The organism is Gordonibacter pamelaeae, assembly GCF_003340385.1.
In the GTDB taxonomy this organism is placed as follows: Bacteria; Actinomycetota; Coriobacteriia; order Coriobacteriales; family Eggerthellaceae; genus Gordonibacter; species Gordonibacter pamelaeae.
Window position 1 is genome coordinate 449,759 of sequence record NZ_PPTS01000002.1, and the last position, 13,448, is coordinate 463,206.

Below are 13,448 nucleotides of genomic sequence, written 5' to 3' on the forward strand. Positions count from 1 at the left end.
AAACTGGGCAGGCGGATGCCGGTGTGCCGGGCGGATGGATGCCGGCGGGCCGGGCGGGCGGCCCCCTGTCTGGCTGGTCGAGACCTCGGCACAGTAATCACCGATTTTCTACGCCCTGCATCCACCTCGGCAGGATCTGCGCTTCCTCGAAGCGACGCGACCAGGCGAAATGGGAATCGTTCGCACCGCGAGACAGGGAAAGCGACATTTTCCCGCGCAATAACGTCGAAAATCGGTGATTGCTGTGCCGAATAGGGAGCGGCGCCCTTAGGCGAGGGCGCGGATGTCGGCGAGGGTCACGGCGCCCTCGCGCACGATGGCAGGGGGGTCCTGCGTGCAGTCGAGCACGGTGGAGGCCACGCCGCTCTTGTCGTCGTCGGCCCCGTCGGGCACGATCGTGCCGACGCGCGCGGCGAGCTTTGGGTCGAGGGCGTCGAGGGCACCGGCAGCCGCACGGCCCGAGAGGTTCGCCGACGTGGTGGCCAACGGGCAGCCGGCGGCGCGGACGAGCGCGAGGGCCGTGGCGTTGTCGGGCATGCGCAGGCCGATGGTGCCCGCGTTCGAGCGGAACGCCTCGGGCACCTCGTCGGCGGCTCGCACGACGAGGGTGAGGGGGCCGGGCCAGTACGCGCCCGCCAGCCTGCGCGCGAGCTCGGGCACGCGCGCGCCGTAGCGGTCGAGGTCGTCCGCGTCTCCCACCAGCCAGGAAATGGGCTTGCCTCGGTCGCGCTCCTTCAGGTCGTAGAGCACGTCGGGGCCTGCCGCGGCCTCGACGGACACGCCCAGGCCGTACACCGTCTCCGTGGGGAAGATGACCGCCTCGCCGCGCTTGAGCGCGCAGACCGCCTGGTCGATCGTGCTGGTTCGCATGGGATTCTCGCCTCCTGCCGCCCTCCCCGCACCGTGCGGGGAGCCGCCATTGTAGCACGCCGCCCCAGGCGCGCCGCGACGCACGTCGCCGGGCGCCGTGCAGCCGGCCGGCTGATGGGGCTTCATCGCGCGCCGCCATCCGGCATGAGCGCGTACTTCCTCTTGATGCGCTCGAGCTTCCTCTTCCACGGCAGGTACAGGGCGGCCAGGAACACCACCGTGGCGACGCCGTGCAGAAGGTCGAACGGCAGGGCGGCGCCGAACGACACGAGCACGGCGGGCACGGTGAGCGGGTGGATGAAGCCGATGGCGTTCCAGCCGTTCAGCAGCAGGCCGTACAGGAGCGCCGACGAGAAGCCGAACGCGAGCAGCACCGGCGTGCGGTCGAGCCAGCCGCGGTCGGCCAGCACGCCGGCCAGATAGCCCACGAGTCCCCAGGCGTACATCTGCCAGGGCGTCCACGGCCCCTGCCCGAAGAAGAAGTTCGACACGAGCGCTGCGAGCGCGCCCACCATGAAGCCGCTGCGCCGACCGAACACCGCGCCCGCCAGGATGCAGATGGCCGACACCGGCTTGAAGTCGGGGATGGGCGCGAACAGCATGCGGCCGGCCGCCGCGAGGGCGGCAAGCACCACCGTGGGCATGACCTGCCGCAAGGAGGGACGCGAGGTCTCGAAGGAGGCGAAGAACACCCCCACCGCCAAAAACGCCGTGACCACGGTGAGCAGCGCGCTCTGGTCGAGGTTCAGGAAGGCGCACGCGGCCAGCACGAGCGGCACCGCCACAAGCGCGGGCGCCTCCAGCGCGCGCAGCACGCGGGCGGCGCTCATCGGGCCGTCCCGCCGTCGGAAGCGGGCGCGGAGGAGCCGGGCGAACCGACTTCCGCCCCGTCGCGCCAGGTGCGGAAGAACGCATCGGGCACCGGGCGGTAGAACAGGTTGCCCGCGAAGAACTCGCCGGCGGGCTCCGTGCAGGCGGCCTCGCCGTCGAACAGCATGGTGGCGCGGTCGGCCACGCGGGCGGCGAACGCCAGGTCGTGCGTCACGAGCACGACGGTGGCCCCGCGGCGGGCGCAGGCGCGCACCGCGCCGGCCAGCGCGCACTTCGTGGGCGTGTCGAGGCCCTTGGTGGGCTCGTCGAGCAGCAGCAGGTCGGGGTCGGTGAGCAGGATCTTCGCGAAGGCGAGCAGCTGCTGCTGCCCGCCCGACAGGTCGTAGGGATGCCGCGCGGCATGCGCCGCGAGCGAGAAGCGCTCGAGCGCCGCATCCACCGCATCGTCTCCGTAGCCGCAACCGCGCTGCCACTCGCGCAGCTCGTCGGCCACGGTGTCGCACACGAAGAGCGCCTTCGGGTTCTGGGGCAGCAGCGCCTGGCGGGCGGCCAGGCGGTTGGCCACGCGGCCGCGCTCGGGCTTGAGGACGCCGGCCGCCAGGCGCAGGAGCGTGGACTTCCCGCAGCCGTTGCCCCCCACGACGGCATGGACGTCGCCCGCGCGCACGTCCAGGTCCAAGCCGCGCAGCACCCAGCCGTCCTCGCGCGCGTAGCGAAAGTGCGCATCGCGGAAAGAGAGGACGGGGGGCGCCTCGCGGGTTGCGGCGGGAAGCGCCTCGTGGATCGGGCGGGCGGAGGACACCTCGCGGGTCAGGCGAGGCGCCGCAGGTGCGGAAGCAGGGACGGGTGCGAGGATCGGGGGAACGGCAACCGGGCGCACCTGGCCGTTCGCCAGCTCCACGAGGTCGGTAGCGTAGGGGGCGGTGGCCTCCGGAGCGTGGGTGGCCATGACGACGGTGATGCCCAGCTCGCGGTTCACGCGGAAGAGCGCGTGCAGGAAGTTCTTCTCGGCCACCGGGTCCAGCTGCGCGGTGGGCTCGTCGAGCACGAGCAGCCGCGGCTGCAGGGCCAGCACGGCCGCCAGGTTCACCATCTGCTGCTGGCCTCCCGACAGGTCGGCCACGGACGCGCGGAACCACGGCTCTATGCCGAAGAAGTGCGCGACCTCGGCCACGCGCCGCCGCATGGCGTCCTGGCCGAGGCCCACGTTCTCCAACCCGAACGCCAGCTCGTGCCATACGGTGTCGCACACCAGCTGGTTCTCCGGGTTCTGCGCGACGTAGCCCACCTGCGCGGCCCCCTCGGCGGCACCGAACGCTGCGGGGGCGCGGCCCAAAACCTCGAGCGCGCCCTCCTGGGCGCCCGCCGGGGCGAGCGCCGGCTTGAGGCAGCGCAGAAGCGTGGTCTTGCCGCAGCCGGTGGCGCCCAGAAGCAGCGTGAACGATCCTTCCGCCACCCGCCAGTCGAGCGGACCGAACGTGGGCGCCGGCGCATCGGGGTACGTGAACGCGAAGCCCTGCGCCCTCACCGCGTCCATCGCGCACGCTCCCTCGCCTCGAGCGCCAACGGCGCGAACGCCAGCACGGCGAAGGGGACGTAGCCCCACCACACCGCGAGCACGCTCAGCACAGGGTAGAAATGGAACTGCGTGCAGGCAGCGTACGCGAGCACGGCGTTCAGCGCGACGAGCGCCGCCAGCACACCGAGCGCCGCGCCGTCGCGGGCGCGGAAACGGCAGCGCTGGTAGGTCGTGCGCCGCGCGCAGGCGCCCCACCCGCGGGCGCGCATGGCGTCGGCGGTATCGAGCGAGTCTTCCATATCCCATCCCATCAGCACCGACGTCAGGCGCAACCGCGAGCGCGCACCCTCGCGCGGCCCCGCGGCGCCCGCCGAGGTGCACGCGCGCTGCACGTCGCCCACCGCGGCGCCCCGTCGCATGAACTGGGGCACGAGGCGCATCGCCATGGACAGCATGAGGCCGATGGTGGGGGCCGCGTTGCCGAACAGCGCCATGACCTTGTCCGAGGAGAGCGCGCGCGAGGCGTTCGAGAACCACAGCAGCACGCACGACAGCATGGCGCCCATGCAGGCGCCGAACACGAGACTCTCAAGGTAGAACGCCCGCAGGCCGATGCGGAAGAGCTCCGTGGAGCCCATGGCCGAGAACAGCGGGTTCGCCACCGCCATCACCAAGATGAGCGGCATCTGCCACAGCACCGTGCGCAGCGTGGCGCGCATGCCCCGCAGGACGACGCTGTACGCAAGCGCGGCAGCGAGCGAGAGGGCGAGGTAGACCGGCTGCATCGCCGCCATGCTGAACGCGAGCATGCAGGCGAAGTAGCCGAACGCCACCGCCGGATGGTACCGGTCGAACGCCGTGGGCTTCGAGCCCCCGCTGCCGAGCATCGCCGCGCCTCCCTTCCCTATCGGACGTAGAACCAGCGCACGACGTCGCCGTCTTGGAGGACGACGCTATCGCAGGCCCTCATGATGACCTCGCCGTTGACGGAGAACTTCCATCCGCTCTCGCCAGGATACTCCTTCTCCGCCAGGCCGCCGATGGCGCTCACGTAGATGCCGAGCGGCGTGCTCGACGCGTTCACGGAAAGGCCGCACGCCATGAGCGCGTCGTAGACGGTGGCGCCCTGCTCGAACGTGGGATTGGCGCCGCCCGACACGCGCCCGTCGGCGGCCGACGAATCCACGCTCACACTCACGGTGACGGTGGCCGGCTGCGCGGGGGCAGCCGAAGGGGGAGACACGGTGCCGGCCGAAGCGGCACCGGACTCGAACGGCACCGCTTCGGCCGCAGGACCCGACGAGCCCTCCCCTGCGGCGTCCCCGGTCGCGGCGGCGTCCGCCCCGCCCGGTTCCTCTGCCGGCTGCGGGTCGTCCGCGACGGGCTCGTCGGCCGGGGCAGAGGGCTCCGCCTCCTGGGTCGTGGCGAGCAGGTCGCCAGCCCGGGACCCCTCGGCAGCCGGGGCGGCGACAAAGTACGCCGACACGGCGATGAGGGCCACGGAGAGCGCAGCCGCCACGCCGACGCCCGCTTTCTGAGCAGCGCTCAGCGGGGCGCGCTTCGCCCGCGGGGCCTCGACAGCATGTCCTTCCGCACCGTCTGGGCGGGCGGGCGCGGCCGCTTCCTCGCAGGGCGCAGGCGCTCCCTCCGTCTCGCCCCCGCAAGTGCAAGAACTTTCGTCCCGCCCCTCAAAGGGCGCGGCGGCCTCGCCCGCCGCGCGCGGGGCGCGCGGGGCGATGCGCTCGTCCGGCTTGTTGCCTTCGGCCATGGCTAGCTCCTTCCCTTCCCGCGCGGCGCCGGGGCGTCCGGCCGCCGACGACCCAGCAACGCGTATGCGACGGCACCCGCCAAGCCCGCGACGCCCACGGCGATGCCGCCGACGGCCCATGGGTTCGCGCCGCCGGTCGTCTCGGCGCTCGCGGCGCCGCTATCCGCGGACACCGCCGTCGCCGCCGACGCGCCGCCCGCACGCGTCGAGGCCTGCTTCGCGGCCGCGGCCTTCTCGTCCTGCGCCTTGGCGGCAGCCTCCTGCACGAGCGGGGCATGCGCGGCCGCCGGCGCACCGCCGAGCGGCGTGCGGGAGCCGGGCGCCGTGCCCGACGGGGCCTCGCCCTCCGCCGACCCTCCCTGCTGGCCGGATGCCCCCTCCCACTTGGCGTACAGCGTGAGGGCCGAATCGACCGGCGTCGCGAAGTCCCATGCCGTCGTGCACGCCTTGTCGGAGAACCATCCCGCGAACGTGTACCCGCTGCGCACCGGGTCCGCCGGCTGGAGCACCGGCTTGCCCAGCGCCACGAAGGCCGACGGCACGAACGAGCCGCCCTGCACGTCGAACGTCACCTGCACGCCCTCCAGCCCCTTCAGGGCGAACAGGCGGCCCGCGTCGTTCGTGTAGTACAGGTTGCCTGCGCCATCGGCCACGACGGAGGCGAAACAGAAGTCCTGCCCATCGGCCGCGGGCGTGAACAGCGCATAGGCCGCCTCGTCGCCCAACCGGTAGCCGTACACCCCGCCGGGCAGCCCGTTGCAGGTGAAGTACGCGTACGTGCCGTCGCCCTGCACCGACACGAGCGGCGACGACTGCGCCTCGCCTTTCCCGCCGCGCACCGTGCGCTCCACGGCAAGCGACGCCAAGTCGATGACCGAGAGCGTGCCGTACCACTGGTCGTCGGCACCGCACACGAACGCCTTGCCGCCCGACACGGCCGGCGTGGAGGTCGACTTGGCGGCGAACCTCGCCGAGCCCGTCTCCGCCAGCTGGTCGCCCTCGCGGGCGACGAGGTGCAGCACGCCGTCGCTCGACACCACGACGAACCGATCGGCCGCACCAGTCCGACTCGACCCGGGAAGGGCGACGACGCCCGCGCGGATCGGGGCCCCCACGTCGACCGTCACCTTCACCCGGCCCGTCCCGCCGTCCACCAGCTGCACGAGACCCGCATCGTTGCCCACCACGAGGTCGGCGCCCGACACGGCGGCGCCGGCCCAGTAGTAACCGGCAGCGCCGCCCTGCTCGGCCGGCTCGTCCCGCTCAAGCCACCTCACCGATCCGTCGCGCACGTCCACGCACAGGCGCACGCCGCCCGTACCCACGCTGCCGGCGCCGACCGTCGTGAAGGCGGCGAAGACGTACGACCCGCTCACCGTCAGCGACGAGAGGGACTGGTAGCCCTGCGCTCCGTCCGCCTCGAGCGGCTTCGTCTTCCACACGCACACCAGCTCGTCGGCCGTGAAGGCGGCGAGGCTCCCGTCGTCGGACGGCACGATGACCACGCCCTCCGTGTAGACCGGCCGGTTGCAGTAAGCGCTCCTTCCCCCGACGTTCGCTCGCAGCTCCCTCCCGTCGCGGTTCTTCTTGACCGTCCCGGTGGACGCGTCGATCACCCGCAGCTCCCCGTTCACCACGAGGTACACGTCTCCGTTCACGATAAGCGGCTCGGACACGCCCACATCGCCGTCCGCGCCCTCGCGGAAATCGTAGGACCACGCCTGCTCCGCCGATTGCGTGGGCGTGGGCGCCTCCACCGCACCGTCCCCGCCGAAGCCGGGCCAGTCAGCGTCGTAGCTCGGGCGCGGGGCATCGGGGTCGGTGACGACGTCGTCCAGGTCGGGGAGGCTCGTGCTCCCATCGTTCGTGTAATACCAGACAACGGCATCGCCGGGTTGCAGCTCGCATTCGTTGGCGAAGTCGTTCGAGGGGGCCCCGTTGACGAAGAGGCGCCAGTAGTTGCCCGTAGCCTGGTTCCACGCGAGGGTCAGATCATCGAAAGGAGAGGTTATGTCGCTTAGGTACCAGCCATAGGACCTGTCTATCGTAGCCTTCAGCCCTGTGGCCGCGAACACCTGCTCCGTGAGGTCGGCCGCCGTGGCGCCTTCCACCATCGTATAGGTTCCGGGGGAAGCCCACCGCTGCGCGTTGCCGTTCGCGTCGAGGCCGACGATCTCGCAGGAGGCGGCCACCTGGCCGGGCAGCGTCTTGTCCGCACCGTAGCACCAGGTGACAACATCGCCCGCCTTCAGCGTGCAGGCCGCTGCGCCATCCTTCGACCAGACGCCGTTCACGAAGAGCTGCCAGTACGCGCCCGATGTCTCGTCCCAGCCGAGCGTGCGATCGGGATCGTAAGGCGAGGTGATATCGCTTAGGTACCAGCCGCGGGTTCGGTCGATGGTATGGGCGAGGCCCGCCTGCTCGAACAATGCCTCGGAGAGGTCGGCGGCCGTGGCGCCCTCGTCCAGGGCGAACGTCGCCGCGGAGGCCCACGTCTGGGCGGCCCCGTCGGCGTCCGCGCCGATGACCTCGCACGTCACCGACAGCTTGTCGGTGGGGGCCGGGTCGTCCCATGCGCCGTAGCGCCAGATGACACGATCGCCCGGCTGGAGCACGCACTTGTCCGCTCCCTCGCCGAGGTCCTGGCCGTTCACGTAGAACATCCATCCCTTGTCCGGGAACGTGCCCCACTCAAGGGTCAGCCCTGCGTCGAACGGCGAGGTGATGGAGTTGAGCGACCACCCCCACGCGCCGATGCCGAAGTCGGCCGTCATTCCGGTTTCCGCGAACAGCGCCTCGGCCAGATCGGCTACCGTGGCACCTGCGTCGAGCGTGTACGGCTCGGCCGCCGCCCAGGTCTGCGCCGCGCCGTCCAAGTCCGCGCCGATCACCGAGCACGTGGCCGTGACGAAGGGGTCCTCCTGCCCGCTCGTTCCCTTGACCGTGAACGTGGCGGCCACGTCTCGTCCGGCCAGCTTCTGGAAGGCGGCGTCGTCCGGATAGCGCTCGGCGTAGCGCGCGTACTTCTCGCTGGCCAGGCGCGACTCGACGGTGACTTTCGCGTTGTATGCGGGCTGGGTCACCAGCAGGTTCTCATGGGACACGACAGAGGGGTTGCTCGACTTGAACAGGCGCCAGCCGGCCGAGCCCATGGGATCGTAGCCCTCGAGGTCCACCGGCACGATGCCGTTGCCCGCGGCGTCGGCCGCCTCATGGTCGTAAGCCCAGGCCAGGTTGCCGTCTGCATCGAGATACGCCTTCTGGAACGCGTGCAGGTCGCCCGCGACCGCGCCGGCATCCTGGCCGTTCGCAAGCGCGGCGGCGTAGCCGGCCACGGCCTGCTCCATGAGCGCGGCCTCGCGGTCGAGGTCGGCCTGCTCCAAGGGGGCGACCGTGAGCGAGAGCGTCTTGGAGGCGCTGATCTCGGCGTTCGCCTTGTCGGTCACCGTGAGCGTGATGTCGACCTCGGCAGCGTCCTCACCGGGCAGCGGGCGGTACACCTTGCCGGCCCACCCGTTCGGCACCACCGCGTCGGTCGAGGCCGTGTACTTCACCTCGTAGTACTTGCCGTCCACGCCGATCGCAGCCGGCTTCGGCAGGCTCACGTCGCCTGTCAGCGCGCTCGCGCCGACAGGCTCCCCCGTCTCGGCCAGCTTGATGCTCTCGTAGGTGAAGTTCTCCCCCACCTTCTGCTCGAGCGCCGCCTTCTCCGCCGCCACCTTGTCCGGGTCGCCCTTCACCGTGACTTCGAACGTCTTCTCGACGGTCGTCTCCGGACCGCCGGATGTCACGATGCCGACGGTCGCGGTGAGGGTCACCGTGCGGTCGGCCGCGCTGCGCGTGATCGAGCCGGTGCGATCCTCCCATGCGTATCCGGTGATTTTGACGGCCTCGGGGTTGGACGACGCCCACGTCACCTCCGACCACGGCTTGCCCTCGAGCTTGTTCGGCAGCGTCAGGTCCTGCGTGACGGCGTCGAGCCCCTCTCCTGTCGCGAAGCCTATGGCGAGGGAGGAGGCCTTCCCCTTGAGCATGCCCTCGACCCGGCCCTCGTCCCACGCGAGCATCGTGGGCTTGCCGGGCACGTACGTGTCGGACGCGTCGCCGCAGGCAAGGGAGAACGTCAGGTTCAGCTTGCGGATGACGCTGTAGTCCAAGCTGCCCTTCTCTTCGGGCGAGACGTAGAAGTAGGCTATGTCGCCGTTGGAGGGGCCGCTCGACGTGTCGACGCCGCCTGCCTGCTTGGGGTCGGGGCTTTCGAACACGGCCGACGAGACCGTGGAGGTCACATCGGAGAACCCGAGCTTCTCGAGCTCGGCCGCCATCATGTCGTTGAGGTTGGCGTCGACGCCGTACACGGGGTTGGGACACCAGCCGCTGAAGCCGTCTCTCTCCAGCGCCTCGACGGCGGCGGCGAGGCGCGCCTCGTTCTCCGGCGAACCCGCGGCCACAACGGGGCCGGTCACAGCCTCCACCGTGTTCGAGGAGACGGCGGCAACCTTGAGATAGCAGCCGGCGTCTTCGGGTGCTATCTGGTACGTCGAACCTGCGGCACCTTCTAGGGGAACGAATTCGCCGTCCAGAGCCGCGCCGCGCAGCCACTGGTACGTCACCCCGGCCGTGACCGGCTCGGGGTCTTGCCAGCTGTACTGCGGCTCGCCATAGGCCGTGGCGACAAGCGTCTGGCCCGTTTTCGCCTTGCCCTCGACCTCTACCGACGCCAGCTCCACCTTGCCGTCCGTCACCTGGGGCGTCGAGGCTTTCGACCAGAACTCGCCCCCGCCCGGCAGCATCACCTTCACCGCAAGGTAGGAGCCTTGGTCGTCCTCTCCCGCCTGGTAGGTCTGAGAAACCGCGCCGTCAACAGGCGCGTAGTCGCGGTAGCTCGATGCGCCGTGCGCATAGGACACTTTCGTCGCGCCGCGGTACCACTGGAACTTCGCACCGTCGTAGTCATCGATCTCGACCTCTTCGGTGTCCCACCAGCCGTCGTCCTCCTCGACGAACGCCCAGGCGTAGAGCGGCTGCCCAATGCCTATCTTGGACGGCAGGTCGGACGACGCGGACGCCTTGATGCGCACGCCGTCGACAGATGCCGGAGCCGTCCGCAGCGCAGTCTCCGCTGCGAGAGCGGAGGCGCCGTCGACCGGGACCGCGGCAACGTCCTCGCCGTCGGTCGGCTCCTCAAGGGCTTCCGGCCCCTCGTCAGCCGACTCGGGATCGGGGGCAAGCTCGTCGAGTTGCGGCGCCTCCTCGACCGGCTGGGCAGTCTGCGACGTCGCAAGCTCGTCGGCAGTCTGCGCGTCGGTCAGTGCCTTCTCCGTCGGCGCCGCGGCGGGCGCCTCCGGCTGCGCCCAGGCGGCGCTCGGCGCCAGCGACAGCGCCAGCACCGCTGCCATCAGAAGCGATAGTAGTTTCTTGGGGATTTCCGCACCGCCTGAACCGGCGCGCGCGAGCTTCGAACCGATGATCATCGGAACCTCTCTTCCAGGGCCTCGAGGTACGATGGGCAGGTGTTCCGACTTTGCCTCGTCTGAGACGGGACGGCGCTGCCGCGCGCCATCTTCTCTCCGCTCATCGGCGTTTACGGTTACTGGCATAGCGCGGGATTCTCACCCGCATTCCCCTCAGGCAGCCTTGTCGGCCGCCCGGCGCCGCGCCCGGCGCGCTCCATCCTAGCCAATTTCTATTGCTGACGCATTCTAGCACCAAACCGGCGCCGCATGGACGGCGCTGAGAGACTCGCAGGCAAATAAGGTCTGGCGGGTTACACCCCGGTCGGCGGCATGCCTCCCTCCCCTGCGCGCGGACGCGGCTCGGGCAGGTCGGGTGACAGGAGGCGCCGGTAGTAGGAGCCCTTCGTGTAGAGCGCGGCCGCGGGGTTGTGGGCGAGCACGCGGTCCTTCACCACCAGATAGGTCACGGGGGCCTCGGCGTGCTGCATGAACAGCGTGTCATGGCCCACGCACAGGCCCACGATCACGTTCAGGTCGCAGCCGGCTTCGTTCAAGATGCGCGCCTGCATGACGGGGTTGCACGTGGGCTCGAAGCAGCCGGGGTGCACCTTCACATCGTCGGCGATGCCGGCGCGCTCCTTCGCCACGGCGCCCACCTTGCAGGCCACGGCGCACACGTCGTCGAAGCCCTTGGCGCGCAGGATACGGGCGAACGCCTGCGCCTCGTCGATGAGCCCCATGCACGTGGCGATGCCGATCTTGCGCGCGCCGATGCGCCGGGCGAACACCATGACCTCCTCTACGCGCGTGAGCTGGCTGTAGTAGAGGCCCTCCACCTCGGCGGCGGCCTGGAAGATGCGCGCCGTGTCCGGGTCGTCGCGGTAGAGTGCGGCCGTCTCCTCGAACGCTGCATCGGGCGTGCGCTCGGTCAGGCAGAACGCAGGATAGGCCCGCGTCTCCCCCTCGGCCCCGCGGTCGTCGCAGGCGCGCACGGCACAGTTGGCGCAGCTGCGCGGGTCGTTGCCCTCCATGTTCCTTCCCCTCCCTTTCCTCTGGCCCGCCCCCTCGGCAATGCCGATGCAGTGCGGCCAAGACCTGTTCCTACTGATACCTCAACGACTCCACCGGGTCGAGCTTGGCGGCGCGGCGGGCCGGGTAGGAGCCGAACACGACGCCGATGGCCACGCACACGGCAACGGCGCCGAACACGACTCCCGGCGCGAGCACCGGCGTGACGGTCATGCCGGGCTGCACGGCCCCGATAACCTGCCCCAAGCCCCATGCGGCCAGGAAGCCGAACACGATGCCGAACACGCCGCCCGCCACGCACAGCATGACGGCCTCGAGCAGGAACTGCTTCGTGATGTCGCGGCGGCGCGCGCCGAGCGACTTGCGCAGGCCTATCTCGCGGATGCGCTCGGTGACGTTCGTGAGCATCATGTTCATGATGCCGATGCCGCCCACGAACAGCGAGATGGACGCCACCGACCCCATGAGCAGCGAGAACGACATCATCATCGTCTCCATCTGCTTGATGACGGCATCGAGCGACTGCACGTAGACGCTCTCCTGGTCGAGGTTGAAGTACTGCGCCACGTACGCCTGCGTCGTCTCCACCAGCCGGTCCATATCGGTGCCCTCGCGCGCGATGCCGACGATCTGCTGGATGCCGCCCGTCCCCCCGAGGCGCGTCTGGGCGGTGGTGCTGGGGACGTAGAGCGACGAGCCGCCCATGAACGAGGCCGACTCCAGCACGCCGACAACCGTGTAGTCGTCGTTGCCCAAGCGCACGGACGAGCCCACCGGCTGCGCGTCGGCGCTCCCGAAGAGCTGCATGAGCGAGCTGGCGTCGACGACCACGAGGCGTGCGGCGCCCTCGTTCTCGGCATCCGTGAAGAACCGCCCCTCCTTGAGCTTCGAGCCCATGACGCCGAAGTAGTCGGGCCGCACGCCGGTGATGCCCATGTAGACGGGCTGCCCGTCCGCTCCCGTGATCTCGGCCGAGGCGTACGCCGCGCCGGTGAGGGCCTCGTACTCGGGCATGCCGCGCTCCAGCTTGTCCAGATCGTCGAACGTGACGCCATCGGGCGAGTAGGCGCTGATGGACACCTGGCGCGCCTGCTCGAAGCCCATCTCGCCCATGAGCGTGTTCTGGATGCCCGCGATGAGCGAGGTCATGGCGATGACGGCCGCGATGCCGATGACGATGCCGAGGATGGTGAGCAGCGAGCGGCCCTTGTTCGCGGACAGCGCGTGCCAGGTCTCGTAGAACAGGTCGCCTATCTTCATGGACGCGCCCCTTCCCCGTCCGCTGCGCCGAGATGCGGGCCCTCGTAGAGCCGCCCGTCGCGGATGTGCACCACGCGGTCGGCATGGGCGGCCACGTCGGGCTCGTGCGTGATGAGCACGATGGTCTTGCCCGCGTCGCGCAGGCGCTTGAACGTGGCGAGCACCATGTCGCCCGTGGCGGTGTCGAGGTTGCCCGTGGGCTCGTCGGCCAGGATGAGGGCCGGGTCGTTCACGAGGGCCCGCGCGATGGCGACGCGTTGCATCTGACCGCCGGAGAGCTCGTTGCTGCGATGGTCGTACAGCCGCTCGTCGATGGACACGCTGCGCAGCGCCGCATGCGCCCGCAGCTCGCGCTCCTTGCGCGGGCAGGCCGTGTAGATGAGCGGCAGCACCACGTTGCGCAGCACGGTGGCGCGCGGCAGCAGGTTGAACGACTGGAACACGAAGCCGAGGCGCGTGGCGCGGATCTCGGCCAGCTCGTCGTCGCGATAATCGGCCACGTCCACGCCCTCGAGCAGGTAGCGCCCGCGCGTGGGCGTGTCGAGGCAGCCGAGCAGGTTCATGAGCGTGGACTTGCCCGAGCCCGACGGGCCCATGATGGCGAGGAACTCCCCTTGCTCGACGGCCAGCGACACGCCGCGCAGGGCGTGCGTGTAGCCTGAGGCGCTCTCGTAGATGCGGTGCAGGTCGACGGCCTCCACGACGGCTGCCATGG

General features: G+C 70.5%; 9 protein-coding genes. All 9 read right to left on the bottom strand.

Annotated features, from left to right (window positions below):
• Nucleotides 1-267: 267 nt before the first annotated feature.
• Complete coding sequence (locus C1877_RS04590; protein ID WP_114568495.1) at nucleotides 268-870, bottom strand: L-threonylcarbamoyladenylate synthase; 603 nt, start codon at nucleotides 868-870, stop codon at nucleotides 268-270.
• Between the two features lie 122 nt (nucleotides 871-992).
• A complete protein-coding gene (locus C1877_RS04595) occupies nucleotides 993-1,700 on the bottom strand; it encodes an ECF transporter S component (protein ID WP_114568496.1) in 708 nt (235 codons plus the stop codon).
• Complete coding sequence (locus C1877_RS04600) at nucleotides 1,697-3,238, bottom strand: ABC transporter ATP-binding protein (protein WP_114568497.1); 1,542 nt, start codon at nucleotides 3,236-3,238, stop codon at nucleotides 1,697-1,699. The genes C1877_RS04595 and C1877_RS04600 overlap by 4 nt, the downstream gene beginning before the upstream one ends.
• The gene (locus C1877_RS04605; protein ID WP_114568498.1) at nucleotides 3,226-4,107 is read right to left on the bottom strand and encodes an energy-coupling factor transporter transmembrane component T family protein; all 882 of its coding nucleotides are present in this window, start codon (nucleotides 4,105-4,107) and stop codon (nucleotides 3,226-3,228) included. The genes C1877_RS04600 and C1877_RS04605 overlap by 13 nt, the downstream gene beginning before the upstream one ends.
• Before the next feature lie 17 nt (nucleotides 4,108-4,124).
• On the bottom strand, nucleotides 4,125-4,988 hold the full coding sequence (locus tag C1877_RS04610; protein WP_181813788.1) for a DUF4430 domain-containing protein: 864 nt from the start codon (nucleotides 4,986-4,988) through the stop codon (nucleotides 4,125-4,127).
• 2 nt (nucleotides 4,989-4,990) lie between these two features.
• Nucleotides 4,991-10,462: a DUF4430 domain-containing protein gene (locus tag C1877_RS04615; protein WP_147274504.1), complete on the bottom strand. Its 5,472-nt coding sequence runs from the start codon at nucleotides 10,460-10,462 to the stop codon at nucleotides 4,991-4,993.
• Between the two features lie 293 nt (nucleotides 10,463-10,755).
• A complete protein-coding gene (locus tag C1877_RS04620) occupies nucleotides 10,756-11,475 on the bottom strand; it encodes a DUF1847 domain-containing protein (RefSeq protein ID WP_015540415.1) in 720 nt (239 codons plus the stop codon).
• Nucleotides 11,476-11,545: 70 nt separating this feature from the next.
• Complete coding sequence (locus C1877_RS04625) at nucleotides 11,546-12,733, bottom strand: ABC transporter permease (protein ID WP_015540416.1); 1,188 nt, start codon at nucleotides 12,731-12,733, stop codon at nucleotides 11,546-11,548.
• Nucleotides 12,730-13,446, bottom strand: coding sequence for an ABC transporter ATP-binding protein (locus C1877_RS04630; protein WP_015540417.1), 717 nt, complete (start codon nucleotides 13,444-13,446; stop codon nucleotides 12,730-12,732). The genes C1877_RS04625 and C1877_RS04630 overlap by 4 nt, the downstream gene beginning before the upstream one ends.
• Between the last annotated feature and the right edge of the window lie 2 nt (nucleotides 13,447-13,448).

Excerpts from the sequence above, each read along its gene's own strand:
- C1877_RS04590 (WP_114568495.1), bottom strand. The coding sequence starts at position 870 with ATGCGAACCAGCACGATCGACCAGGCGGTCTGCGCGCTCAAGCGCGGC.
- C1877_RS04600 (WP_114568497.1), bottom strand. The coding sequence starts at position 3,238 with ATGGACGCGGTGAGGGCGCAGGGCTTCGCGTTCACGTACCCCGATGCG.
- C1877_RS04625 (WP_015540416.1), bottom strand. The coding sequence starts at position 12,733 with ATGAAGATAGGCGACCTGTTCTACGAGACCTGGCACGCGCTGTCCGCG.
- C1877_RS04610 (WP_181813788.1), bottom strand. The coding sequence starts at position 4,988 with ATGGCCGAAGGCAACAAGCCGGACGAGCGCATCGCCCCGCGCGCCCCG.
- C1877_RS04605 (WP_114568498.1), bottom strand. The coding sequence starts at position 4,107 with ATGCTCGGCAGCGGGGGCTCGAAGCCCACGGCGTTCGACCGGTACCAT.
- C1877_RS04595 (WP_114568496.1), bottom strand. The coding sequence starts at position 1,700 with ATGAGCGCCGCCCGCGTGCTGCGCGCGCTGGAGGCGCCCGCGCTTGTG.
- C1877_RS04620 (WP_015540415.1), bottom strand. The coding sequence starts at position 11,475 with ATGGAGGGCAACGACCCGCGCAGCTGCGCCAACTGTGCCGTGCGCGCC.
- C1877_RS04615 (WP_147274504.1), bottom strand. The coding sequence starts at position 10,462 with ATGATCATCGGTTCGAAGCTCGCGCGCGCCGGTTCAGGCGGTGCGGAA.
- C1877_RS04630 (WP_015540417.1), bottom strand. The coding sequence starts at position 13,446 with ATGGCAGCCGTCGTGGAGGCCGTCGACCTGCACCGCATCTACGAGAGC.